The following is a 24,080-nucleotide window of genomic DNA, read 5'->3' on the forward strand; positions in this document are numbered from 1 at the left end:
TATGTCATACAATAGAACGGGGAAACAGAAGCAAGCGTTTCGAAAAATGCCCGTAGCAGCAGCTCTCAAGCCAGAATTTTGCATGCCCACTTCAATGGCTGCGGCTTTTTCTTAGATAAATCATAATAAAATAGATGTAATCATTAAAAAAGCCTCCCCATTTAAGAGAGTCGAGAGTTATGGAATAGGGAAGGCGGCTTAATCGGTTAATATCCCTTTTTATAACAGACAGAATTAATAGACGGAGTTTCATTTTGAAGATACTGCCTCAAATTAGGGATGAAAATATCATCTATTACACGCTGGTCATAATACTCGGTTGCCCCGGCGGTATGAGGTGTAATGATTACATTTTCCATCTCCCATAGCGGACTGCTTTCGTTCAATGGTTCTGTCTCAAATACGTCTAGTCCAGCTCCGGCAATAAGTCCTTGTTCTAATGCTGAAATTAAATCTTCTTCGACTACAGAATCGCCTCTGCCAATATTAATAAAGAAGGCAGTCTTTTTCATGAGATCGAATTGTTCTTTGCCGATTAAATGATGAGTTTCCCTGGTTAAAGGCAGTGTATCAATTACATAATCACATTCAGGAAGCAAAGAATTCAAGTGATCGGGTGTGTACATTTTATCCACGTATTCTTCCGGCTGACCGGAAAAACGCATTCCAAGCACTGTCATTCCAAACGCTTTAGCTATTTTCGCTGTCTCTTTGCCAATAGCGCCTATCCCTAAAATACCCACTGTTTTATGATGAATTTCAAGCTTTAAACCAGCATTGTGCCAGGTCTTTAATTGCTGGTTTCTTATGTACGTATGAATTTTTCTTGTCAGAGCAAGCATTAGAGCAAATATGGTTTCAGAAATAGGATTTGCATGAACACCGCTGGCACTTGTTACCGAAATATTTTTTTCTTCGAGAGCCTCTAAAGGAAGGGAATTGACACCAGCACTCCAGGTCTGAAGCCACTTAAGCTTTGTGTCTCCCTTCAGCGCATCCTCCATTCCCTTTCGCCAGCCAGCAATAACTTCCGCAGAAGCAAGTTCATCCTGCCAGACAGACGAATCCCTGCCGGCAATAATCTCCCAATCAGGAATCGCCGCTTGTATTTTTTCCACATAGTGACCAGCAAGATTCTGCCCAATGATCAGCTTTCGTTTTGTCATATTTTTGTCTCCAATTCCCAGTATTTGAGATTATTGTACCAGAGAGAAGGGGAGTGCTGTTAAATATAAGAACATAAAGTCTACAATGTAATAATTTGTATTAAAGATTGAAAAACTTAGTTAATATGAATTGGGATAACCATCTATAAAAATGAAATATAAGTAAATAAAATAGTGTACCTGTATAAAGTTTTCTCTTAAAAAGATGCGGAAAAACGATATGGAAAAATTCTTTTGGGAAATGCTATTCAGATTAATAATCATTTGTCTGTGACGGTGCCTTATAGCAAATGAAGAGTTTTTTGTTCAGTAAGTTAATTGGCAGAAAAAACGGCGGATGAGTTCATTCGTCAATCGGTACTGCGGACGAAAGAGGAGTTATTGTTTGAGGTTGAAGAGGGATATAAAATAATAAAACAGTGGGCTAAGAAAACCAGCCCACTGTTTTAAATTACTTATGAATCCATACTGCTCCTGCACTATTATCTTTTGCTTCACCAAGTACTAGAAACTTTAATCCATAGTTTGGCACTTTGCGTCCTGCATCAGGAATAATGGTATTACTATAGGATTTTGAATCATCAAATACAATGTTCCCAGGCATTCCTTTATAATCAAAGATTCCGCGAGAAGGGGAATTGATATACCATGAAGGGGCCTTATCAAAAGAGAACGCTGCATCAGCTACCTGGTATCTAGTACTGTCATTGATTGATTCTGTACCATTTAATTTTCCAATTATTGCTTGTGGATGAGAATCGACTACGCCTATAAATCCTTCGCCAGGATGGACACCGGTCCAGTTGTCTGTAAAGCTGTCATCGCCATACCAAACTACTAATCCCGTATTATATTTAACACCGCGGGAATATTCTAAGGATTTATCGGCTCCCGCATAGTTTCTCCACTCTAAGTAATAGTAATGAGGCTTTTGATCAAAGCCATTTGACTGTGTAAAACCATTCATTGTTACTTTTGCAGTTCCTTCAGCATCATCAGAGAAAGTAACCGCTCCGTCGACAGTAAGGGTCAGATTATCCAATGCAAACCCTTCAGGAGCAAGGCCGGCATCTGTGACATATTCAAATTCCAATTTAACTTTTTTACCTTTAAATTGAGTTAGATCATAGGATTTGTCTACCCAAGCGCCTTTGGAGGTCTCAAAGCCAGCTTCATTATTTTCATCACCGATTACATCTAGTACCGTTTCCGTCCCATCAGAACCTACAGCGTTAACGTATACATAATCATAATCGTACTCAACTTCGAACCATGTTTTATATTCAAATTTTGCGTTTGTTGCACTGGTTAAATCAAATTCAGGAGTGGTTAGTATTGTGTGAAGGTTATCTCCTTTAGTGCTGTAGTAATATTTGTCCCCAAAAGCAGGTTCAATCGGTGATTGCACTTGTTTCAATGGAAGGTTGACTTTAACGATACCATTGTTTTTCGACTTGGTAACACTCTGGTCGATAAGTGCTGCAACACCAACTTTATTTATATCTTCATAGTTTACTTCTGTAATCTTCGCCCAGTTTCCACCCATTGTTTTTTGGAAAAATTCCTTATTTTGTGGTGAGAAGCTGGAAGGAGTCGTACCCGCAATCTTACCGTTCCAGCTGCCGCCGCTCATAATGGACCATGAGGCTACTGGTTCTCCATCACCGGTATATTGGGTATCGTACTCGTCAGGTAAGCCAAGGTCATGTCCGAACTCGTGGGCAAATACGCCAACTGCTCCATCTTCTGGTTCAATCGTATAATCGAAGGCTGCCATCTGACCGCCCCAGTAAGGAACCTCAGTTTTTGTACCAGGTACTTTATAAGGAGCATTCCCTAATACCCAGCGATGTGACCAGATTGCATCATCACCGAGCTTTCCGCCGCCGGCTTCCTGCCCTGTTCCAGCATGGATAATCATAAGATGGTCTACGAGTCCATCTGGCTCATTTTGATTGCCGTCGCCATCCAAATCATATAAATCGAATTGATCATAGTCTGCTAGATTTAAACCGGAGGCTGCAGCGGCATTAAGAGTATCTTTTACAAAGTCTCGCGGACCCTTTGGAGCCAGGTTGTCATTTCCGCCATCTGGACTGTCATCTCCATAATCTTTTGCATTTCCTGGAACAGTCAGCCAGTCAGACACATACCCATCTACAGTATAGCTGCCACCGGATTGTTCTTCATAATACTGCTTAAAAGTTTGAATCTTCTCTCCAGTATCAAGTGTGAAATTTTCGTTTCCAAAGAGCATTTTTTCATAATGTTCGCGATTAAAGTCATCGGAGTACATATACCCTTCTTCTTTATCTATATTATTATGTTTAAAATCAGCAAACTCAGCGAGCAATACCAGAACCTTGTCCGTTCTTTTACCGCCGGAATAAGGAGCTTGCTTTGCAGGATCTACTTTCACAAAGCCATTTTTACCCAATTTATAGTTTTTATGTCCTTTATCAAGCTGCTTTCTCAACTTTTCCTTTTGCTTTGTTATGAAGTCCTTTGTTTTCTGACTGAATTCTTTTTGTTCCTTGGTGACGTTTTTGCTAGGGGTCTTAACAGCTTGTTTCTTTGCAATATAGGCTTTCACTGCTTTTTGCACTTCAGCTGAACTAGCATTTTTTGGTACTAACCCTCGATCTTTTAGAGCCTTAGCAATCCGATCTTCGTTTACGATGTTTAAATCAATAGGGGCTTGTTCAATAGAGGATGCCTTTGCAGGGGTTGGAGCTGCCGTAATACTGGCAAAGGTCCCTGCCACTAAAGAAGTAGCAACCACGGTACTAGCGGTAATACTTGAAATCACCTTTAAAACATTCTTTTTCTCTAGCAAAAAAATCACCTCAAATGTATTTGTTTGGTGTATGAATGATCTGATAGTCTGATAAAAGCATAACAATTTGTAGAAATTGTGTAAATATTTAAAATATTTTAAGACAAAAATAGTGGAAATTTCTTATATTTCGCTATTCGTAATAATAGATTGATAATTTTTTCAAATGGGGAAAAGAATTAAATATTCATTAAGAGATGTTGAGAAAAGTAAAGTGGCGCGAGAAGCCCTTCTTGCAAGACCAACTGCGGATATCTAACAAGCTCGTATTTCGGAAAATGTTGAGTTTAATGAAACAGAGAAAGGACTCGCTAAGTCTGCTATTAAGTAATATTACCGGAACAAACTAGATAAGAAATTAGAAAAACGTAAACCCCATTATCGTCCCGTAGATATGTCAAGTTCGGAAAAGCAGGAAAATGTATTAAGTGATATTGTATGTTATGAATTTAATACTAAAGGGAGTAAGGATAAAGTGAGGTGGGAAAGCCGGTGGCAACCCTTCTTTAGAGTCTGCCTAAAACGCATGAAAACGATTAAAGTGTATGTACGAAGAAAAAGACGAGTATCCTTAAGAAAGATTTTATAGAAAAATACGGGCGGATTGGGTATTGAATAAGAATTTAAGAAGGTAAACCAGCACATTCACATGAGGGAATGTGCTGATGAGAGGGGAGGGTTAAAACCGGTTGAATCTTTCCACGACTTTATTTTGAACTAGTTTTTCTACTATACGCTCTTATCTTTTAATGATTAACGATAAAGGTCGCCGTCATAGTATTCACGGTTTTCATTGTCAAAGATTCCGCGATTTAAAGAGGTGGCTTCCGGATCATTTATAATGATAGGCCCTCTTCCCCTGGAATTAATATCAGGATTTTGATTTCTATTAGTTGGCAGCATACTTACATCAACCGCATCGCCTTCATTTGAGGCTTTGATTTCGCTAGTATTGACATCTTTATCTGGCATGTTTTAAGGTCGCTCCTTCTTATTATTCGTTTTAACCAAACTATGGGACTTTGATTAGTATTTCCAATTAGTGAGAAAAAATGTTAATAACAATACTTGTGATGATGAGCTAATAGCATGCATAACATACTTTCCAGGAGGCACTTCCGCGCCAAAGAACTTATTGCATCGTCAAATGAAAAGCTGATTGAATACCAGGAAATGCTGAAGGAATTACATGAGGAAATGCAAAAAATCACCAACTATTTTTATTAAACTTACACACCTAATCGAAATTACAATAGTAGGGTTTTCTAAAGGGTCCTTATGTCCTCTTAAAGGGTATAAGGGTCCTTTTATTTGTAGTTTCATTTATATCTATACATGTCGGTCCTAAATTGCTTATTATTTGATTTTTCTAAATTTTCTAGTATTGTTTAATTTAAATAGAAAGGAAGGAGTTTGTCATGACTAAAACACAGGAAATTGTCTCAGCGCTGCTATCAGCCCGGGAAGAAAAAACACCGCTCTCTTCTTTAGAGACTGAGGGCTTTACAGGTAATCATGCTTTCTATTCAGTTCAGGATGAATACATACAGCGAAAGCTAGAAAACCAAAACGATCGAATCGCAGGCTATAAGATTAGTCTGACGAACAAAGGATTACAGACTGTTTTTCAAACAGATGAGCCGGTATACGGAACTTTAACAGATGAAACACTGGTAAAAGAAGGTGTTTTAAGCAGAAGTGACTTTTTTGACCCGCTGCTGGAAGCGGAGTTGATGTTTATCGTGACTGAGGATATTTCACCATTCGCCGATCCGGTCGAAATTATTGAGAAGACCATGATAGCTCCAGGTCTGGAGATCCCAGACAGCCGCATTAAAAACTGGTATCCGAAAATATCAATCGGTGAATTGATCATGGATAATGCTGTAACAGGAAAAGTTATCGCGGGAAGGCCGATCAAGGTTAATTCGGGAACTATCTTAGACAATATATCTGTGACTCTCTATCATAATGGAGAGCCTGCAGCAGAGGGGAAATCCAGCTTTGTACTAGAGAATCCATTAAATGCTGTATTGTGGCTGAATAATAGTTTATCCTCTCAAGGAAAAAGTCTTCAAAAAGGAATGATTATATCATCGGGAACCTTCATAAGCCCTATTCCTTTGGTAATCGGCACTTACCGTGCAGTGTTTGATGTGTATGGTGAGGTAGAACTAGAGGTTCGCGAATAGTTTACATAAGAGGTTCATGATGTTTGTTATAGGAACGACTCAGAAATTGATGAAAGAAATAGGGGGAGAAGTATCCGTTTATAATGGAGGAATAGATAAAGGCTTCTTTCGTTGGCATATGAATATGTTCAAATTAGGCCGGTATAAATGTATACTTTTTAAGATTCATGTAAAGGGCTTAGATGCCATACACGGGACACCGGTGATTGACATCAAACCAGTACTGAAGGAATTCCTGCCAGCTGGAGAAATTAGACAGCCTGCATGGGTCTCTGAGCTGATGAAGAATTATTGGAATTAATCTGGGAATGAGTTTCCCACGGTAGAAATCGCCCTAGCGGAAACGAGGCTATGTTACAACGGATTTGCACGATATAGGAGTTAGTCAGTGGACCTATCTTCTGGAAAAATCCTAATAATCGTGCATAAAAATCTAATGGAATCCACCTAGATCCTAATGTGGAATTGTCAGCTCCTTTATACTTTTTGACTTTTTATTCTGAATATAGTATGATAGATACAAATAGTCGAATATAGTTCTCCTAAAGGGGAGTAGCTTTTACAGCAGAGTCGTCATTACGGAGTTTGTTCTCCCGGCTTTGCTGGCAGCGGAAACGTTGTTAGCAAGACCTTTACCTCATACGGTAAAGGTCTTTATTTGTATCCAAAACCTTTACCACACCGCTGGTAGAGGTTTTTTATTTGGACTAAATCGCTCTTTTTACAGAGGGGAATTAGCCAAACTATAATCGGGATCACAATAGTCTGAAACTAATAAAATCAAAACACAGGAGTGAACATTGATGAAAAAAAAGAAACTGTCCTTATCTCAGCTGGTTAAGAAAAACAAGGAAGAGCTTCTGAAGGATAAAGCTCAGCTTGATCGAATTGAAAGACGCATTGAAGACAAATATTTGAGGTAATAAATAATTTAGGCTGAATAAATCTATTAAATAAACAATAACTGGAGGATAAACGATGTTATTAAGAAAATATATGGCTTTGATAGGAGTAGGATCAGCAAAGATTGATCTTATTTTACAAAAGGATACATTTAAGCCTGGAGATGCCGTGCACGGATATTTTCTAATTGAAGGCGGTACAATCGAACAGAAAATAAAACGTATTGATTGTGACTTAATCATGACTGATAAAGCGGCCGATACAGAAAAAATCATTGATTCGGCAGCTATCTTAACGACTCAGCTTATAGAATCAGAAGAATCTAATAAGATAACATTCACTTTTAAGCTTCCAGACTCTGTACCTATCTCTTCAAAGGAAATTTCTTATCGTTTTAAAACGAAGCTCACTTTTGACGAAGGAGTAGAGAGCCGGGATATGGATAAGATTCAGATTGTTGAGTAAAGAGCAGAAAGAAGGGAGCAATACCTATGTTTAAAATTCTAAAAAGAATTAAGTTTGTGTTCAAGTTTTGGAAGTTCCTGCCCTTCCTGAAGGACTTCTTTTTGACGAAAGAAGTGCCATCGAGTAAGAAAGCTTTCGGGGTATTATTAATACTTACGTATGCGTTCTTTCCCTTTGATATAATTCCAGACTTTTTGAGCTTTTTTGGAATAGTGGATGATGTAGTGCTTGCAGGTTTTGTTGTAGATCGAATGATTAAGGCTTGGCTTTAAAAGAAAAACATGGCTTGGCCGGGGATAAGTTTTAATAGTATTTAAACAGGCACAGTCATCTTTCCTTCCCATAAAATAGTAAGAATTGTAAGGGAAGGGTTGATAAGATGGATCAATCATATTATCCGCACATTTGGAGCAGGCAGAATCAACAGCTGCAGCTGCAAATCAGTGAGGCAATCAACGGAGAATATAGCGCAATTCAATGCTATGAAAGAATATCTGCTATGGCCCCGTCTCAATCGGTGAGAAATCAGATATTGGAAATACGGACTGATGAAATCAGTCACTTTCAGCATTTTAGGCGAATTTATACTTCTCTTTTTGGGGCGCAGCCCTCGGTAAAGATTACAGAGGAATGCCCGAATAATTATAGAGAAGCTCTCGATTTTGCATTTAGAGATGAACAGCAAACCGTTGATAAATACCTGGATATTACAGAACTCACAAATGATTCATCGATAAAGGAAGCTTTTCGAAGAGCGGCCGCGGATGAACAGAATCATGCGGTTTGGTTTTTATATTTTATGTCACAGAACCAATAAGAGCAGTAAAACCAGGATGTCCAGATGGAAGGATGACATGCTGGTTTTTTATTGATCAGAGTTTTCATTTGGATTAAAAACAGCTATAGTAAGTAAAAAAGAGGTGAAGAGTTGTGTATCTTACTCTAAAAGAAACAGCCGAGTATCTCTCTATGCCAGAAAACTATATCGAGAGTCTGGTGCTTCAAAAGAAGATTCGGGCTGTTTATGACGGAAAGCAGTATCTAATAAATAAGGACCAATTCTCCACACATTTGGAACAAATGGAAAAGTATAAAAGTCTTTTTGCAGAATGGCTGAATGAGCCGATTCCTGAAGATATGGATGTGAAGGATGAGGATTAGAGCTTAAGGCTTTAATGGTTAATCAAAATGAGTTTTCGTGAGTATACCGCGGTTAAGCATATCGGATACATTATATAGAGTAATGGTTAAATATGTTGGGCTCGTAATAAGCAGATGCCTTAATTTTTAAGCAAAACAGGTCCTTGATAAGCGTATAACTTAATGCTTAAGTATAACGGGCTCATAATAGATAACTTGACGATAAGCATAAAACCTTAAAACATAAGCATAAAAGTCGGGAATTTGAGCATAAAATCAAAAAACTTAAGCATACATTTCAAAATCTTAAGCATAAGATTCTGCCTGTTAGAAAAAAGTTATATAAATGGTTCAGATACACCCGAATTTTTGTACCAAATGTATATGGAGAGGTCCATACGAATTATTCTTCAGAGATTACAACAAGAAAACCGGTCATTTCACCTTTTTTAGCACTCCTGTCAGCTAGAAAGCCCATATAGTAGGTACGTATTATAGAAAGAATTAGGAGGAAAATATTCATGAGTACACAATCTTTTGTTTATGTAACTTACATAGCTGCTACACCTGAACATGTCTGGCAGGGAATTACGGATGGTGAATTTACAAAGAAATATTTCTTCGGCCGGAAAGTGGAATCCCATTGGCAGGAAGGCTCTGCTGTCAGATATCTGTTGGAGGACGGGGCACTAGATGTTTCTGGAAAAGTGCTGAAAATTGATCCGGAGCGCCTTCTTTCTTTTACATGGGAAGGAGAAGGGGATGAAACTCCTCGGGAATTTCCTACTGTAGTTACCTTTGAGTTGAAGCCCATGGAGGGATCGGTTAAATTAACGCTCAGACACGATCATTTACAGCCTGGGGATTTTGTACAGGCGGACGATACTTTTGCAGGATTAAACAACGGGTGGCCTGCCATAATCAGCAATCTGAAAAGCTTGCTTGAAACAGGTAAAACATTGCCGGCTGTAACAGTTTAACTTGAACAATTAACTAAATTATCAAAAAATATTTGACATCCTATCTAATCCTCTCTATAATCAAGAAATACCTTTTAATTATTCTAAAAAAATATTAATATAGCGTTGATAGGAACACCTAGTAGTTTTAATTTTCACTGTTATAGAGAGCCGGAGGCTGCTTAAAGCGGCGTGGTGGAAGCCGGTACATATATTAAAACGAATTTCACTCCTGGAGCTTCTTCTCTTGAATAGGATAGAGAAGACGGATTAAACCGTTATAACAATCAAGAGGTAAACTTTGTTTACAACTAGGGTGGTACCGCGATTATTCGTCCCTGCTGATTTTTTCAGCAGGGATTTTATTTTTTTAGCAATAATTGGCTTCACTATTATGTGCAATCTTAGAAAAGGCATAAGCAAATAAAAACTACAATTATGTAGATTCATGGAATAGGGTGGTGTCACATGCAAAGTGATAAGTTACAAAAACAGCTGCTAGCACGTCATGTTCGAATGATTGCGATGGGCGGAATGATAGGAACAGGAATATTCAAAGGAAGTGCTGATACGGTCGGATTGGCGGGGCCGGGAGTTATATTTTCCTATTTATTTGCTGGAGTGTTGCTATTAATTGTAATGGCAGCACTGGCTGAAATGGCCATTGTTTATCCCGGGCAGAATATGAACCAATTAATTGGAAGAGCTCTCGGGGACAAAGTTTCATTTGTAACTGGCTGGCTGTATGTTATTTTATGGCTTGTTGTCTGTGTGATAGAAGTAATAGCAGCGGGAAGCTTCCTTCAGTATTGGTTCACGGATACACCTCTCTGGGCGCTCAGCTTGATTTGTGCACTGGGAATCATTTTGCTGAATAGCTTTAGTGTTAAGTATTACGGGGAAATTGAGTACTGGTTTGCAGGCTTAAAGATCTTTGTCATTATCGCGTTTATCCTATTGGGTGCTGCTATTTTATTGGGTGTGATTCCAAGTTCGGGAGAAACGCCGTACTTTGAAAATTATACGGATTTTGTTCCGAATGGCTGGGGAGCTGTTTTTTCTACCTTGCTGATTGTTATGTTCTCATACGGAGGTTCCGAGCTGATTGGACTTACGATTACCGAAATGAAAGATGCAGAGAAATCACTGCCTGGAATTGTAAAGGGAGTTATGTTCCGCGTTATCTTATTCTACACTCTTCCCATTCTAATCATTTGCGGATTAATTCCATGGGATCAAATAGACCAAAGCGGAAGTCCATTTGTTCAGGTGTTTAAAACAGCCGGACTCGAAAGCGCTTCTCATGTTGTGAACTTTATTCTGATTACAGCTGTCCTGTCTGCAGCTAATTCGGGGATATATGGAAGCACGAGAATGATGCATTCTCTCTCGGCATCAGGCGCAGCCCCAAAAAGTTTGAGCTTTGTTTCTAAAAAAGGGGTGCCTATTGTAGGGCTGATGATCAGTGCAGTCGTACTGCTTGCGGGATCATATATTGCTTATTTAGAGCCTGATAAGGTGTTTGGATATCTGATGGCTATCCCGGGATTTGCTGTTTCATTTATTTGGATCAGCATTTGTATAGCGCAGTTAAGGCTTCGGAGGACGTATAAAAAGGAGCCATTCTTTAAAATATGGGGATTCCCATATGTGACTCTTTTCGCGGTTATTGGCTTGGGAGTAAGTTTTATCGCTTTACTTCAAAGCGAAGCTAATCGTTTAAGCTCCACAGTCTGTATTGGAATTGTGGCGATTCTGATTATTTTATCCTTTTTTACAAAAGCGGCTAAGAAGAACAATTAGATGAAATAAGAGGGACCCTTGTGCGGGTCTCCTCTTATTTTTTTGACCGCATAAAATGTAAAAAAATTCTTCGAACAAACTAAAATTGCCAGGGGAATTCCGCTAAGATGGAATTGATTAAAGCAATTGTTTATCCCGGAAAATCAAACCAAAAACAGCAGCCTGTGCGGCTGCCGTTTTAAATGGACTTCTATATTATTTCTGACTTTTCCAATCTCTAGACAGCATACTGTATGTCACAAGATCTTCATAGTGGTCATACAGCCACTGCCCCCTCGAGCTTGATTCCTTCTTGCATAAAGCCTAATCGTTCCGGAATAGCTTTGCTTTTTGTGTTGCTTGCGGCACATGGTATTTCTGCCCTGTGTACATCAAGTCCCTCATTTTAAGAAACTTTTATTCTTTTTTCCTGGAGCTGTTCTTTGCCAGAAGAGTTACCGCCAAGCTTATCGAGTGCTAATCCAGCAAGGGCCCCAAGAAAGGCCGGTAGAATCCATTGAAGTCCGCTGGCTGAAAGCGGAAGGAAGTTTCTCAGAGTTTGGACAGGGCCTAATTCTAAGCCAAAAACGGTTAACCCATCAATTAAGGCAAACACTCCGGTACATATGACGGTGCATGCATATACTTTCCGAGAATCGTTAAAGAATCGGCTAAAGAAAGTCAGAGTGATCAATACGATTGTCAGAGGATAAGCCATAACCAGGAAAGGCACAGAAATTTTTAATATCTGATTCAGCCCTAAGTTAGATAGTGTAAATCCTACCAATGTTACCGCTAATACAACTAATTGATAGCTGACTTTAGGCAGCAGTCTGGAGAAATATTGGCCGCAGGCAGCAGTCAGGCCCACTACCGTTGTAAAACATGCAAGTGTAAAAATAACTCCGAGCAATGCCGTTCCATTGCTTCCTAAGAGAAGGACAGAAGCAGCTGAAAGGAGCTCTGTACCATTGGAGGAATCTCCGGCAGGCATACGGGCACCCATTAGCCCGAGGGATACATATACAAGTGCAAGCAGGGCCCCTGCAATTACGGCAGCCTTTAACGTATAGCTGGTTAATTGTCTTCTATCACTGATGCCTTTTTGGCTGATGGCTGTCAAAATAACAATTCCAAATGCTAAAGAGGCCAGGGCATCCATCGTGTTGTACCCTTCAAGGAAGCCTTTGAAAAATGCTCCAGAGGCGTACGCCTTAGATGGGGCCTGCAAGGGTGAATCTAGTTTAAGAAGACCAGTCACACATAACACAACCATGGATAGTAGAAGGATTGGCGTAATCCAGCGGCCCATATATTTTTCCATTGAAGAAGGGTTTAAGCTGACTACATAAACAAGTCCAAAGAAAATGAGTGTAAATAAAAATAATGAAAAGCCTGAGGCCGAACTTCCCAAAAACGGTTTAAGACCCATTTCGTATGCCACATTCGCATTTCTTGGTATAGCTAAGAATGGTCCAATGCTTAAGTAAACGATCACCATAAAGGCAGTGCCAAACATAGGATGCACTCTGTTCCCGATTGTTTGTGCCCCTCCTTTAACCAGGGAAACAGCTAACAATACGGCAAATGGAAGTCCGACGCCTGTTAAAATAAATCCTGCAATTGCCGGCCAGAAGGATGTACCTGCTTCAGCCCCTAAGAAAGGGGGGAAGATAAGGTTCCCGGCACCAAAAAACATAGAAAATAGCATAAGTCCAATAAATAATGTGTCTCTCTTTTTCATCGTAAACTCTCCTTTGCTGTCTATAAAAATAAAAAAACCCGCCCCTGTTAAACAGGGACGAGTTTATCGCTCGCGTTACCACCCTAATTCTGCAATAAAAAAGAATGCAGCACTCAGTCAACGTACTATCATACGTGTTCCATGGTAACGGAGGAAAAACCGTCAAAGCTTACTAGCTTCAGCTTTGCATCTCGGAGATGATCTTCGGATAAGAACTGAACATCGGCTTTCACCAAGTCGCTTTGTATACAAAAGCAACAGCGCCGATTCTCTGGGGAACAGGATACTCATCTTACTCTTCTCTTCATTGATTTTAATATGTAATATAATTTATCAGTGAACAAATAAATTGTCAATCTTTTTAGACGATTCTATTTATTTATAAATTTTGGCAGAAAAAAGAGGCCTGAAATCGGCCTCTTCTTCGGTCACTGTCCTTGCTGCTGGGCTAACTGCTGCTGCGCATAAGCAATCATACGCTTAGTCATTTCTCCGCCGACAGAACCGTTTGCACGTGCGGTCGTTTCTGCACCAAGCTGAACTCCAAACTCATTCGCAATTTCTTGCTTCATCTGATCTAGGGCATTACCTGCACCAGGAACCAAAAGTTTGTTTCTCGACAAGATACATCACTCCCGACGATAAATTGAGCATACCATCATGCTCACTATTATGGTAACCGATTTACGGTCAGAGAATTCATAAAGCCTATACATACATTTAATAATCCGTTACGTCTCCTACATCCTCTGCTGGAGCCGCATCAACTGCAATTTGATAGGCTGCTAAAATATTGTCGCGTTCTTCTGGATCGTCAATATTCGTGATGTACTGCTCGCCGTCTTCCTCTTCTACAGCAACAAGGATGGTATCATCTCCAGAAGTCAATAAAGCATAGGACTGATCCTCCATATCAAATAGTGCTTCTATCGCATACTGCTGTTCTACACCGTCTTCATCTTCAATGGTTACAAAATCTCTCATTTCAGGATGTTCCACAAACGTCACCTCCACTTTTCATTATTACTTTTTCCAATTGACGAAGAATTATGATGTAGTAAGAAAAACATAAGGGGGAGAGGAATACAAGTTGGGAGAGTGGGGGAGTATGGTCTTAAAAGTATGCTATCTCTGCTTCAAAATCAGGGTCTCTGCGCGAATAATTTCATATCAGAGCGAAATGTTCAGACCTCTGCGCGAAAAACTAAAATTCTGCGCGAACTTCAGATTCCTCCGATTGTGCCTGTTTTATTTCACTCGGAGCAAGCAGGATAGTGATTCACTATTAGTTTCGCTCAAATAATACCGCTTTTTCCCTCACCAGCAGGTGATTTTCACTCACCGACTGCAGGTTACCGGTCGCTACTGTTACCGCTTTAAAATATTCTGGCCGAGATTTCGGGTCGTAAAAGTGCAAATTCGCCAAAGCCATTCTATCGCTTACGAACAGGCAATTTCCGCTCAAGCCCAGCTGGTTTCCGCTCGGAGTATTGCATTAACGTTCATAATTACTTCCGGTTAAGATCTCTGGTAATTACAATCGCTCCCGAACAGGCACTTTTCACTTACGGACAGCAAAAAAGCCGTACCTCATAAGTATGGCTTTCGTATATTTATTTAACATCTACGGGCAGGGTGATCTTAACTTCAGTACCTTTGCTGACTTCACTATTAAATTCCACTTTTCCGCGGTGGGCGTGGATGATCCGGTAAGTGACTGTCAATCCTAAGCCGGTTCCTTTTTCTTTGGAGGAATAAAATGGCTCTCCCAGGTTCTTTATTCTATCTTTTTCAATACCGCACCCGTCATCTTTCATGATAATGGAAACCTCGTCCATTTCTGCTTGGACACTAATTAGGACCTTCTGTGAGGATGCTTCAATAGAGTTTTTTATAATATTGATAAATACCTGTTTTAACTGATTAGCATCACATGAAATTAAAGGTATTTCATTTTTAAAGTCTATAACAATTTGGGCACCGTCATAGTTGGCCTGCGGCTCCAGCAATGCCTTCACATCGGACAGGAGCTGCACCAGATTTTGCTTTTTGAACTCCTTTTCCTGGGGTTTTGCGAGGACAAGCAGTTCGCTGACAATCTGGTTAATGCGGTCAAGTTCATTCAGCATGATGCTGTAGTAAGTCTGATAGGTCGGTTCGCTGTCTTTTAACAATTGAACAAACCCCTTTAGAGAGGTGAGAGGATTTCTGACTTCATGCGCTACGCTTGCTGCCAGTTCTCCTACTACGGAAAGCTTTTCCGTTTTTCTAAGGCGTTCTGCTGTTTCCCGGATCAAAGTGACATCCTTTGCATAACCAATAATCCCTGTTATTTCACCATCGATCAGCATAGGTACCAGGGTGCAATAGAGAAGAACCGTTTTGCCGCTTGTTGTAACAAAAGGAATGTCTCCAGTATTCATACCTTCCTTCTTCTTAAGCACATAGGCAAAAGAATGACGAAGCCTTTTTTCATCCTGCTCAGTGCCTGAAATAACCTGATTAATGGATTTTCCAATTAATTCACCTTGAGACAGTCCGATAATGTTTTCGAATTGAGGGTTAATATTTGTGATAATGTTGTTTAGGTTAATCATGAAAACAGGATCAGGATTGAATTCAAAGAGTGACCTGTATTGCTGCTGGCTGTCTGACAGCTTTTTTTCGGCATTCACTCTTTCTGTTATATCCCGGCCAATGACAACGAGTGCTTTGCGGGAGCCGTCTGTATTAAACAGAGGTACCTTTATGGTGTCAAAGGTTTTCTGTTTTCCATTGGGCAGAGGGATGATCTCTTCGCATCTCGTGATTTCTTTTTCAATCCATGTTTCCTCGTCAGATACCTCACAATATCTAAGGGCTTCGTTATAGAAATCCGTGTATTCAGCTAACTCAGAGTCTTTCAGCCCTTTATAATTTACATTTTCCAGCTGAAATAGCTTAAGGCCGAATGTATTAGCCTGGATCCATCTTCCTTCTCCATCCTTAAAGTTCACAAAATCAACCATCGAATTAATGAGAGTAGAAAGCCGCTGTTCCTCTTCTTTAAGCTCTGAAAATTTTTCATTTTTCGAAAGAAGAATGTAAATCAGTGCGCCTGTAATAAAAATAAATAATAGGCCTTTTGCTTTTTGAATCCACGTAAGCACGGATTTATCGGTTATATAATAATCGATTAAAAAATCTGTTGTAAACAACCATATAATACTGCAGAGTAAATAGATTAGTAATACCTTTTGTTTAGACATAACTGACTCCTTCATCCTTTAAAAGACTTAAAACATTATATCAAGATTTGACAGGAAAATATATGTTCGTATGGAAAAGGATTTATTTTACCATATTTGTATCGGTCTATCATACATTTTCTTCAAGGTGAATGAAAAAAAGCTGGCTCACAAAGTGAGTCAGCGTGTATTTAGTCTAAGGATTAGGCTTTTTGTTCATACAGTTTAATGATTTCTATTACAGTTTCAGCAGCCTTAATCATATTATCTACAGAGATATATTCATACTTGCCATGGTAATTTTCGCCGCCGGTAAAAATATTCGGCGTAGGAAGTCCCATATAAGAAAGCTGTGATCCGTCTGTTCCGCCGCGTATAGGTTTTACGATAGGGGAGATGCCCAGGTTTATCATAGCTTGATGAGCAATGTCTACAATCTCTTTAACCGGCTCGATTTTCTCTCTCATATTATAATATTGATCTTTCATTTCAAGAAGAATGCTGTCGCTGCCATAACGGTCTTTTAATTCCTCCACAATTTTTTCAAGATGTGCTTTTCTTGCATGGAAATGATCCCGATCAAAGTCACGAATTATGTAATTTATTTTTGTTTCTGAAACATTCCCTCTTATAGATGTAAGATGATAAAAGCCTTCGTATCCTTCAGTGCATTCGGGCGCTTCCTCTGCAGGCAGCCTGCTGTTAATCTCCATTGCGATCTTAGTGGAGTTTACCATTTTATCTTTCGCTGAGCCCGGATGAATGTTGCGGCCTTTGATGGTGATTTTCGCCTGAGCTGCATTAAAGTTTTCGTATTCCAGCTCCCCAAGCGGGCCGCCGTCCACGGTGTAAGCATAGGAGGCGTTAAAGGATTCCACATCAAATTTATGCGGACCTCTTCCGATCTCTTCATCGGGAGTGAAGGCTACTCTTACTTTTCCATGCTTTATTTCTGGATGCTTAATCAAGTAATCCATTGCTGTCATGATTTCCGCTATACCTGCCTTATTATCGGCACCCAGAAGTGTGGTGCCGTCGGTAGTTATTAACGTATGGCCCTTATAGCCGCTAAGGCTTGGAAAATCCTCCGGTGACATCACAATATGTAATGGTTCATTCAAAATAATATCGCTGCCATCATAACCTTCAATAATTTGGGGTTTAACATTTTCTCCAGTAAAATCAGTTGCTGTATCTACATGGGCTAAAAACCCAATCGTTGGTACTTTTCGATCTGTATTAGAGGGAAGTGTTGCCATAACATACCCGTTTTCGTCAATTGTCACTTCCTCCATACCGATTGACTTTAATTCCTCAACCAGCATATTAGCAAGCGTAAGCTGCCCGGCTGTAGATGGAGTACGCTCAATGCTCTCGTTAGATTGAGTATCCACTTTCACATAGGAAGTAAATCTTTTAATGATGTCATCTTTCAAAACCTTTCAACTCCCTTTGAGGTTATAAGATAATAATATCATTTAAAATGCTGTCCTCAACATAAATGTATACAGATTAGATAGGTTATTTCTGAGGAAGGCTGACCTTAGTTAAATACCTGGATTATGTTTAGTTAGTAGTATTTCTGCGGATGGGACTTTTAGTTCGGTCTCTTAAATCAAAATATTACTATTTGCTTATTAAGCTGGTAGGTAATTACAACTGTTTTTCAAGAAGTTAACAAATACTTAACGGTGCATCCATATTTTCCATTTATTATTAACTAGAAGTTAAAAAAATAAAAGGAGAATAACATGCGGAACCAATCTAATAGGAAGTATCTTAGCTTACTGATTATTGTCGCACTAGTTCTGTCAAATCTTTCTACTATTTTTTCTATCAGTGCACGGGCAGAAGCCCCGGCAACTGCCCAGGATTTATTCATTTCTGAGTATATCGAAGGCAGCTCATTTAACAAAGCTATCGAAATATTCAATGGCACTGGACAGGATATAGATTTATCTCAGTACAGTGTGGAATTGTATTTTAATGGTTCAGCGAATTCTAGTAAGATTTCTCTATCTGGTAGTTTGCCAAACGGTGATGTGTATGTCCTGGCGCACACTAGTGCTAATGCTGACATAAAAGCACTGGCAGACCTACAAAATGGTTCAGTTAACTTCAATGGCGATGACGCGGTAGTTTTAAAAAAGAATAACACGATCATCGATGTTTTCGGACAGGTGGGAATTGACCCAGGTACTAACTGGGGATCAGGGGATTATTCTACTGTCGACCACACCTTAATTAGAAAAGAAACAGTCATCAAAGGAGATACCAATTCTAATGATGCATTTGATCCTTCTATAGAATGGAATTCAAACCCGAAGGACTATATCAATGACTTAGGTAAGCATACATTTAATGGATTACCTGGAGGGGACCCTGGCACAGATCCCGGAACCGATCCAGGCACGGGTATCCTATCCATTGCTGAAGCAAAGACAAAAATGAACCAAACCGTAACAATTGAAGGGGTAGTCACTGCTGATAACTCTGCGATTGGCGGCGGCAAGCTGTCCACTTATGTGCAGGATGCAACTTCAGGCATCAATATATTCGAATTAAACCCAGCAGCATTTCCTGATTTAAAAGAAGGAAATAAAATCAAAGTTACGGGCTCAATCACTTCATATAAAAGTTTAACGGAAATCAAGCCAAGCACTATTGAAGTACTTGCTGAGAATGCCGAACTTCCTCAGCCTAAATTGATGACTCTAACTGACCTTCAGGACTCTTCAAAAGCTGAGCTAAACGAAGGGCAGCTTGTAAAAGTTTCAGGCTTTATTGAAAGCATTCCGTCAAGCCCTTCAGGCGGCGGCTATAATATCAGTTTTATAGATGAAAACTATCAGACTACTACCTTGCGGGTTCTGGAGGGAACACTGGATATTACATCCCTTCAAGCAGGAAAGTGGTATGAAGCAACAGCAATTTTAAGCCAGTACACGGATTATCAGCTCATCCCTCGTAAGGCAGCAGATCTTAAATTAGCAGATCCACAGCCGGCAGCTCCTAAATTATCAGGTGAATTTGAATCTACCGTTGCAAGTGTAGTAGATGGGGATACAGTTCATTTAACAACGCCGGTGCTTGGATCGACTAAAGTCCGCTTTGTGAATATTGATACCCCTGAAACGTATCACAAAATTGTGACTGAAGCTGACCAAAACCAGAAGGACCATGGTGAAGCAGCGAAAGCTTTCCTCAATACACTTTTAAAAGCTGGCGATGAAGTGAAAGTAATTGTCGGCGAAGAAGCAAAAGACAGCTATGGCCGTCTGCTCGCACAAATTGTCCGTAAAACTGACGCTGTTAACACAAATTTAGAAATGGTACGTCAAGGATATGCTTCTACTTATTTCATCTGGCCTGTAGGTGATACGGCTGTGTATGAGAGATTCCAGGCAGCGGTAAAAGAAGCAAAGGATAATGGAAGAGGAATCTGGAATCCTGCTAATCCATTGATTGAGCTTCCGTTTGCATTCCGTGCAAGGGAACAAGGGAAAGGCTTTACCCGCTATGTAGCCGATTATCAAACTAAAACCTACGTTTCTCCAGATAAATGGGAAGACGTTCCGGTTGAAAGAAGAATTTTCTTTGCAAGTGAACAGGAAGCAGAAAGCAACGGCTACCAAAAAGCAGGTACTTCTCCGCAATCGGTCTCTGTTCAGCTTCTTTCTGTAAACGATTTACATGGAAAAATTGATGTTACGGGTACTGTAAGTAATGTAAATTATGGCCGTGCGGATTATTTAGCAGCCTATCTAAGACAAAGAGAAGCAGCCAATCCAAACACACTTATCGTGCATTCTGGAGATATGATTGGCGGAAGCTCACCCGTGTCCGCTTTAGTCCAGGATGAGCCCACTGTTGAAATCATGGAATCAATTGGCTTTGACATGGGAACTGTAGGGAACCATGAATTTGATGAAGGAACGGAAGAGCTTGTGCGCATGGTAAAGGGCGGAACAGATCATCCGAATGGAACGTCAGGGTATGACGGTATTAATTTTCCGACCATCGCAGCAAATATAGAATATAAAGATACTGGAAAATTAGTTTTAGAGCCGTATGCCATCAAAGAAATTGCCGGCCAGAAAATTGGATTTATCGGCGTTGCTACTGTTGATACTCCGAACATGGTAATGGCATCTGGCATTCAAGATATCCGCTTTACAGACGAAGCAACGGCGGTAAATAAGTACGCTGCACAGTTGAAAGCCCAGGGTGTAGAAGCTATTATCGTGCTGGCTCATGTTCCTGGAAGTCAAAGCGGGGAGAGTGCATCTGGAGATATAGCACAGCTGGCAAACGCCGCAGATGATGAGGTAGATGTGATTATTGCTGCCCATAACCATGTAAAGGTGGATGCAGTTGTTGATAACAAGCTTATTGTCCAGGCATGGGAATATGGAAAAAGTTTTGGAGATATTGACCTTAAAATTGATCCTGTAACAGGAGACATTGTTGAAAAAACTGCGGAAGTTGTGGATGTAGTTCAGTCAGGCATTACTCCAGATCCGGCTGTCAGTGCTATTTTAGCAAAATACAAAGAAAAAGTGGGCCCGATTCTTAACCAGGTGGTAGGTACTTCAGCAGTTCCAATGGAGGGCGGCTATGCTAAGAAAGGCATCATTGGAGATAATGCTTTAGGTAACCTAATTGCAGATGGAATGAACTATGAAATGAAATCAGACTTTGCATTAATGAATGGCGGCGGAATCCGTGACAGCTTAAACCAGGGAGATATTACCTGGGAGGAACTTTTCAACATCCAGCCATTTAATAATACTTTAGTCACTGTGTCTATCACAGGTGCTGAATTGGAACCGATAATAAATGCCCAATTCTCTTCTTTCGGTCCAGATGTCTCAATTGGCGGGTTTTCGTATACATGGGATAGTGCAGCAAGAAAAGTAGTGAACATGTATCTTCCAGACGGGACTCCGATTGACAAAGATAAAACCTACACACTGACTGTAAACAACTACATGTATGAACACGCGACTGATAAATATAAAATCCGCCAGTATGGTGAAAACCCGACGCAAGGGCCGGAGGATTTAACAGCTACTGTCAATTTTGTAAAAAGTATGAATGAACCAATCAATTATAGTGCTGAAGGCCGAATTTCGGAAGATATCCTGGCTCCGGAAGTAAACGCAGATCCTTTACCAGAAGCCAGTTTTAGAGACGGCTCATATCTGGATGAAGTGAAACTGACATTACAAGCATCAGATGCAGGTATTGGTGTCGCCCGTATCGAGTATAGTCTTGATAACGGCACAACCTGGAATCTATATAAAGAAGCAATTACCCTTAACAAAGATGGTTCTAATAATATTCAGTACCGCGCTTTTGATAAGGTGCACAATGTGTCCGAAACAAAGACCTTTGAGGCAGCAGTCAAAGCTGCCACTCTTGAAAATACGATTAAGCTGGTTGAGTCTGCAAAGGCCAGCAAGGGCATTAAGATTTCAACGATTGCTCAACTAAAGATTGCAGATGCAGCTCTAGAAAAAGAAATAAAGAATAAAAAAGCAGAAAAAATCACTCGAGATTTGACCTACAATTCACTAGAGAAACTCAGTGAACGGATCAAGAACTATCCAGATAAATTAATGAGTATAGATGATAGAAAAGAGATTACAGCTATGCTGGACTATATCGTAGAGCATAGAACAAATTAAAAATCATGAAAGGCGTCCCAATTTTCGGGACGCCTTTATTAATCAAAAGCAATAAAGAAATATTACGGGAGAAGGTTTGTTGTATCTTTTATTAATAGCAGCAGCCATAGCTATCACAATAAGACGCCAAGGTTTTCAGCCGGGTGGTTTTCGACATTCATTTACTTGGAATGTGATTAATAATGATTACATGATTCTGTCCTCGGAAACTTGTGAAGACTGTAAAGAAACGTTTATGATAGAAAGCATAAATAGTGTTGTTAAATGGAATAGGGTTAAGCAAGGATATATTGAAAGGAAGCTATTCTATGATATTTGAAAAAAAGCTATGGCCGCATTTGCAATCCGAGGACAAGATTGTACAATTATTTGTACTTCAGGCGTTGAGAGATTATCCACATGTTCCAGAAGAATGGACTGTACAATTAATAAAGAATGAAATTAACGCTGGAAATGACTTAGCTCATATTTCATATGATCTTCAAGGGCACACTTTTAATGAAGAGGCTGTGCAATTCATTATTCAACAGATCAAAGAAAAAGAATCCGGCCAGCAATATAAGAGTCTGGTTAATTTGATTCCTCCCCATATTGCCGTACAGTACACAAAAGAGCTCTCCCCATTTATATCTTCTGCCCAATGGGCTTTATATGATGTGCTTTTAAATGGAGAAGAGGAGCAGGTATGGCAGGCATACGGATCACACTTAGCTCAGCTGGATGCCCAGGAAAATTATGATGATGATTTATATAGGAAAACAAAACTTATTGCTAAGACACTAGCCGAAAAAGGCTGGATTAATGATCATGAAATACGAATTTTGCTAAATGAAAATTTAAACGAAGATTGGTTTGATTTTGCCGGTATTTTAGCGGTACATATGATTGGCGTGTTAAAGAAAACCGAGTATATCGGGCTGCTGGCTGGCATGCTTTCCCGTGAAGATGAAGATCTTTTGATGGTGGAAGTGGCGGATACACTCAACAGCTTTCAAAGTGATGATGTTATTAAGGCTGTTTTGCCTTATGCGAGGCAGGGAAATGTGTATGCAATGTCGGTGCTGGGTGAAACAAAAACACCTCTGGCTGTAGCCGAATTGAAAAAATTATACTCAATTTTCAGCCGGAAAGAGGATCAGGAACTCGTGATTGAAGCTTTATGTCATCAAGTTTCGTCTGAAGGAAGACCAGAGATTGAAGACTTCATGAAAAATGAAGGCTATCAGGCCGTAATGATAGATTTGGAAAAAACCGTGTATGGGTTTTACAGAGTAGAGGGATTGGAGCATCCCAGACTGGAAAATTGGAAGCGGGCAGCTGAGGAAAAAGAACTCCGTACTCAAGAAATCTTGAGTGCATCTGCTATGTCCGTAACAGCAAATAAGGTGGGACGAAATGATCCATGTCCTTGCGGAAGCGGGAAAAAGCACAAAAAATGCTGTGGTCAATAAAAGAGAGGGCTGCTCCTAAAAACGGGAGCCAGCCCTCTTTTTTATTGATTAGGTCCAAGAGGTTGTTGAGATTTCTTCCAGACCTTAAATTCATCCAAATCATTTACAATCTGTTTTACAGCAAAACCGATAACAGCAGCATCATCAATTAAACCAAAACCGAGAATAAAGTCGGGGATGGTATCAGTAGGAACAACAAAGTAAAGAAGGACGGCAAGAATGGTTAGAATTGATTTTTTTGGAATCTCTTTGTAGTCTCCTTTTACCCATGCTTGCACCATTTGAAATAGCAGCTGAAGGTTATCCCATACCTCACCAAGGCTGCCCTCTTTATCAGTCGCCTTTACGGCCGCTTCTTTTACCAATCCTTTTACTCGATCCTTGCTTTTCATGTAGTGCTGGGCTTTGGAAAGAAAAGCTTTATATCCACTTCCGAATTTTTTTCTATTCTTCATCTTCATACCTCCACTTGCTGTCTATTAAAAAACTTTAAACGTCTGTAATAAATAGGTCCAAATGCAGTAG

20 protein-coding genes, 2 pseudogenes and 2 other annotated features are annotated in these 24,080 nt (G+C 39.9%); of the genes and pseudogenes, 13 read left to right on the forward strand and 9 right to left on the reverse strand.

Features of this window, described 5'->3' with window-relative positions:
- Positions 1-206: 206 nt before the first annotated feature.
- From JOC77_RS10560 to JOC77_RS10570, 3 genes are all read right to left on the reverse strand, one after another.
- Entirely contained in the window at positions 207-1,166 is a 960-nt protein-coding gene (locus JOC77_RS10560) for a D-2-hydroxyacid dehydrogenase (RefSeq protein WP_204542902.1), read from the reverse strand.
- Between the two features lie 451 nt (positions 1,167-1,617).
- Positions 1,618-4,002, reverse strand: a complete 2,385-nt coding sequence (locus tag JOC77_RS10565; RefSeq protein WP_204542910.1) for an immune inhibitor A domain-containing protein — start codon at positions 4,000-4,002, stop codon at positions 1,618-1,620.
- 753 nt (positions 4,003-4,755) lie between these two features.
- Positions 4,756-4,974, reverse strand: coding sequence for a hypothetical protein (locus JOC77_RS10570; protein WP_204542912.1), 219 nt, complete (start codon positions 4,972-4,974; stop codon positions 4,756-4,758).
- Positions 4,975-5,091: 117 nt separating this feature from the next.
- Here JOC77_RS10570 and JOC77_RS10575 point away from each other — a divergent pair, with 117 nt between their 5' ends.
- From JOC77_RS10575 to JOC77_RS10620, 11 genes and pseudogenes are all read left to right on the forward strand, one after another.
- Entirely contained in the window at positions 5,092-5,229 is a 138-nt protein-coding gene (locus JOC77_RS10575; protein ID WP_204542914.1) for a hypothetical protein, read from the forward strand.
- Positions 5,230-5,420: 191 nt separating this feature from the next.
- Positions 5,421-6,194, forward strand: a complete 774-nt coding sequence (locus JOC77_RS10580; RefSeq protein ID WP_204542916.1) for a 2-keto-4-pentenoate hydratase — start codon at positions 5,421-5,423, stop codon at positions 6,192-6,194.
- 19 nt (positions 6,195-6,213) lie between these two features.
- Positions 6,214-6,342, forward strand: a pseudogene (locus tag JOC77_RS21850) (hypothetical protein); the annotation flags it as partial.
- A gap of 12 nt (positions 6,343-6,354) precedes the next feature.
- Positions 6,355-6,495, forward strand: a pseudogene (locus JOC77_RS10585) (tRNA (N6-threonylcarbamoyladenosine(37)-N6)-methyltransferase TrmO); the annotation flags it as partial.
- A 502-nt stretch (positions 6,496-6,997) separates the two neighbouring features.
- A complete protein-coding gene (locus JOC77_RS10590; protein WP_204542918.1) occupies positions 6,998-7,117 on the forward strand; it encodes an FbpB family small basic protein in 120 nt (39 codons plus the stop codon).
- Positions 7,118-7,172: 55 nt separating this feature from the next.
- Positions 7,173-7,562 carry a sporulation protein gene (locus JOC77_RS10595; protein WP_204542920.1) on the forward strand — a complete coding sequence of 130 codons (390 nt, stop codon included), beginning with the start codon at positions 7,173-7,175 and terminating at the stop codon, positions 7,560-7,562.
- Positions 7,563-7,588: 26 nt separating this feature from the next.
- Entirely contained in the window at positions 7,589-7,834 is a 246-nt protein-coding gene (locus JOC77_RS10600) for a YkvA family protein (RefSeq protein ID WP_338047213.1), read from the forward strand.
- Positions 7,835-7,941: 107 nt separating this feature from the next.
- Positions 7,942-8,379, forward strand: a complete 438-nt coding sequence (locus JOC77_RS10605; RefSeq protein ID WP_204542922.1) for a ferritin-like domain-containing protein — start codon at positions 7,942-7,944, stop codon at positions 8,377-8,379.
- Positions 8,380-8,492: 113 nt separating this feature from the next.
- Positions 8,493-8,723: an excisionase family DNA-binding protein gene (locus JOC77_RS10610; protein WP_204542923.1), complete on the forward strand. Its 231-nt coding sequence runs from the start codon at positions 8,493-8,495 to the stop codon at positions 8,721-8,723.
- 500 nt (positions 8,724-9,223) lie between these two features.
- Positions 9,224-9,682, forward strand: a complete 459-nt coding sequence (locus JOC77_RS10615) for an SRPBCC family protein (RefSeq protein ID WP_204542925.1) — start codon at positions 9,224-9,226, stop codon at positions 9,680-9,682.
- Positions 9,683-9,778: 96 nt separating this feature from the next.
- Positions 9,779-10,004 (forward strand) — a binding site (T-box leader).
- Between the two features lie 125 nt (positions 10,005-10,129).
- Positions 10,130-11,464, forward strand: coding sequence for an amino acid permease (locus JOC77_RS10620; protein WP_204542927.1), 1,335 nt, complete (start codon positions 10,130-10,132; stop codon positions 11,462-11,464).
- 385 nt (positions 11,465-11,849) lie between these two features.
- Here JOC77_RS10620 and brnQ read toward each other — a convergent pair whose 3' ends face one another.
- From brnQ to pepT, 5 genes are all read right to left on the reverse strand, one after another.
- Positions 11,850-13,187: a branched-chain amino acid transport system II carrier protein gene (gene brnQ / locus JOC77_RS10625; protein WP_204542929.1), complete on the reverse strand. Its 1,338-nt coding sequence runs from the start codon at positions 13,185-13,187 to the stop codon at positions 11,850-11,852.
- Between the two features lie 50 nt (positions 13,188-13,237).
- Positions 13,238-13,504 (reverse strand) — a binding site (T-box leader).
- A 111-nt stretch (positions 13,505-13,615) separates the two neighbouring features.
- A complete protein-coding gene (locus tag JOC77_RS10630) occupies positions 13,616-13,810 on the reverse strand; it encodes an alpha/beta-type small acid-soluble spore protein (RefSeq protein WP_204542931.1) in 195 nt (64 codons plus the stop codon).
- A 97-nt stretch (positions 13,811-13,907) separates the two neighbouring features.
- Positions 13,908-14,186 (reverse strand): DUF1292 domain-containing protein, encoded by a 279-nt coding sequence (locus JOC77_RS10635; RefSeq protein ID WP_338047214.1) that lies wholly within the window; start codon positions 14,184-14,186, stop codon positions 13,908-13,910.
- A 614-nt stretch (positions 14,187-14,800) separates the two neighbouring features.
- Positions 14,801-16,435: a PAS domain-containing sensor histidine kinase gene (locus tag JOC77_RS10640; RefSeq protein WP_204542933.1), complete on the reverse strand. Its 1,635-nt coding sequence runs from the start codon at positions 16,433-16,435 to the stop codon at positions 14,801-14,803.
- 182 nt (positions 16,436-16,617) lie between these two features.
- Positions 16,618-17,850 carry a peptidase T gene (gene pepT / locus JOC77_RS10645; protein ID WP_204542942.1) on the reverse strand — a complete coding sequence of 411 codons (1,233 nt, stop codon included), beginning with the start codon at positions 17,848-17,850 and terminating at the stop codon, positions 16,618-16,620.
- Between the two features lie 315 nt (positions 17,851-18,165).
- Here pepT and JOC77_RS10650 point away from each other — a divergent pair, with 315 nt between their 5' ends.
- The gene (locus JOC77_RS10650; protein WP_204542949.1) at positions 18,166-22,104 is read left to right on the forward strand and encodes a 5'-nucleotidase C-terminal domain-containing protein; all 3,939 of its coding nucleotides are present in this window, start codon (positions 18,166-18,168) and stop codon (positions 22,102-22,104) included.
- A gap of 308 nt (positions 22,105-22,412) precedes the next feature.
- A complete protein-coding gene (locus JOC77_RS10655; protein WP_204542951.1) occupies positions 22,413-23,555 on the forward strand; it encodes an SEC-C metal-binding domain-containing protein in 1,143 nt (380 codons plus the stop codon).
- 41 nt (positions 23,556-23,596) lie between these two features.
- On the opposite strand, the gene JOC77_RS10660 is transcribed toward JOC77_RS10655, so the two are convergent.
- Positions 23,597-24,010 carry a YkvA family protein gene (locus tag JOC77_RS10660; RefSeq protein WP_204542953.1) on the reverse strand — a complete coding sequence of 138 codons (414 nt, stop codon included), beginning with the start codon at positions 24,008-24,010 and terminating at the stop codon, positions 23,597-23,599.
- Positions 24,011-24,080 lie beyond the last annotated feature (70 nt).

The sequence above is a fragment of the Peribacillus deserti genome, from assembly GCF_016909175.1.
Classification (GTDB): Bacteria; Bacillota; Bacilli; order Bacillales; family DSM-1321; genus Paraperibacillus; species Paraperibacillus deserti.

What these genes read in the sequence shown, in the direction of transcription:
- JOC77_RS10560 (WP_204542902.1), bottom strand. Translation starts at nt 1,166, where the DNA reads ATGACAAAACGAAAGCTGATCATTGGGCAGAATCTTGCTGGTCACTAT.
- JOC77_RS10570 (WP_204542912.1), bottom strand. Translation starts at nt 4,974, where the DNA reads ATGCCAGATAAAGATGTCAATACTAGCGAAATCAAAGCCTCAAATGAA.
- JOC77_RS10575 (WP_204542914.1), top strand. Translation starts at nt 5,092, where the DNA reads ATGCATAACATACTTTCCAGGAGGCACTTCCGCGCCAAAGAACTTATT.
- JOC77_RS10580 (WP_204542916.1), top strand. Translation starts at nt 5,421, where the DNA reads ATGACTAAAACACAGGAAATTGTCTCAGCGCTGCTATCAGCCCGGGAA.
- JOC77_RS10590 (WP_204542918.1), top strand. Translation starts at nt 6,998, where the DNA reads ATGAAAAAAAAGAAACTGTCCTTATCTCAGCTGGTTAAGAAAAACAAG.
- JOC77_RS10595 (WP_204542920.1), top strand. Translation starts at nt 7,173, where the DNA reads ATGTTATTAAGAAAATATATGGCTTTGATAGGAGTAGGATCAGCAAAG.
- JOC77_RS10600 (WP_338047213.1), top strand. Translation starts at nt 7,589, where the DNA reads ATGTTTAAAATTCTAAAAAGAATTAAGTTTGTGTTCAAGTTTTGGAAG.
- JOC77_RS10605 (WP_204542922.1), top strand. Translation starts at nt 7,942, where the DNA reads ATGGATCAATCATATTATCCGCACATTTGGAGCAGGCAGAATCAACAG.
- JOC77_RS10615 (WP_204542925.1), top strand. Translation starts at nt 9,224, where the DNA reads ATGAGTACACAATCTTTTGTTTATGTAACTTACATAGCTGCTACACCT.
- JOC77_RS10620 (WP_204542927.1), top strand. Translation starts at nt 10,130, where the DNA reads ATGCAAAGTGATAAGTTACAAAAACAGCTGCTAGCACGTCATGTTCGA.
- brnQ (WP_204542929.1), bottom strand. Translation starts at nt 13,187, where the DNA reads ATGAAAAAGAGAGACACATTATTTATTGGACTTATGCTATTTTCTATG.
- JOC77_RS10640 (WP_204542933.1), bottom strand. Translation starts at nt 16,435, where the DNA reads ATGTCTAAACAAAAGGTATTACTAATCTATTTACTCTGCAGTATTATA.
- JOC77_RS10650 (WP_204542949.1), top strand. Translation starts at nt 18,166, where the DNA reads ATGCGGAACCAATCTAATAGGAAGTATCTTAGCTTACTGATTATTGTC.
- JOC77_RS10655 (WP_204542951.1), top strand. Translation starts at nt 22,413, where the DNA reads ATGATATTTGAAAAAAAGCTATGGCCGCATTTGCAATCCGAGGACAAG.
- JOC77_RS10660 (WP_204542953.1), bottom strand. Translation starts at nt 24,010, where the DNA reads ATGAAGAATAGAAAAAAATTCGGAAGTGGATATAAAGCTTTTCTTTCC.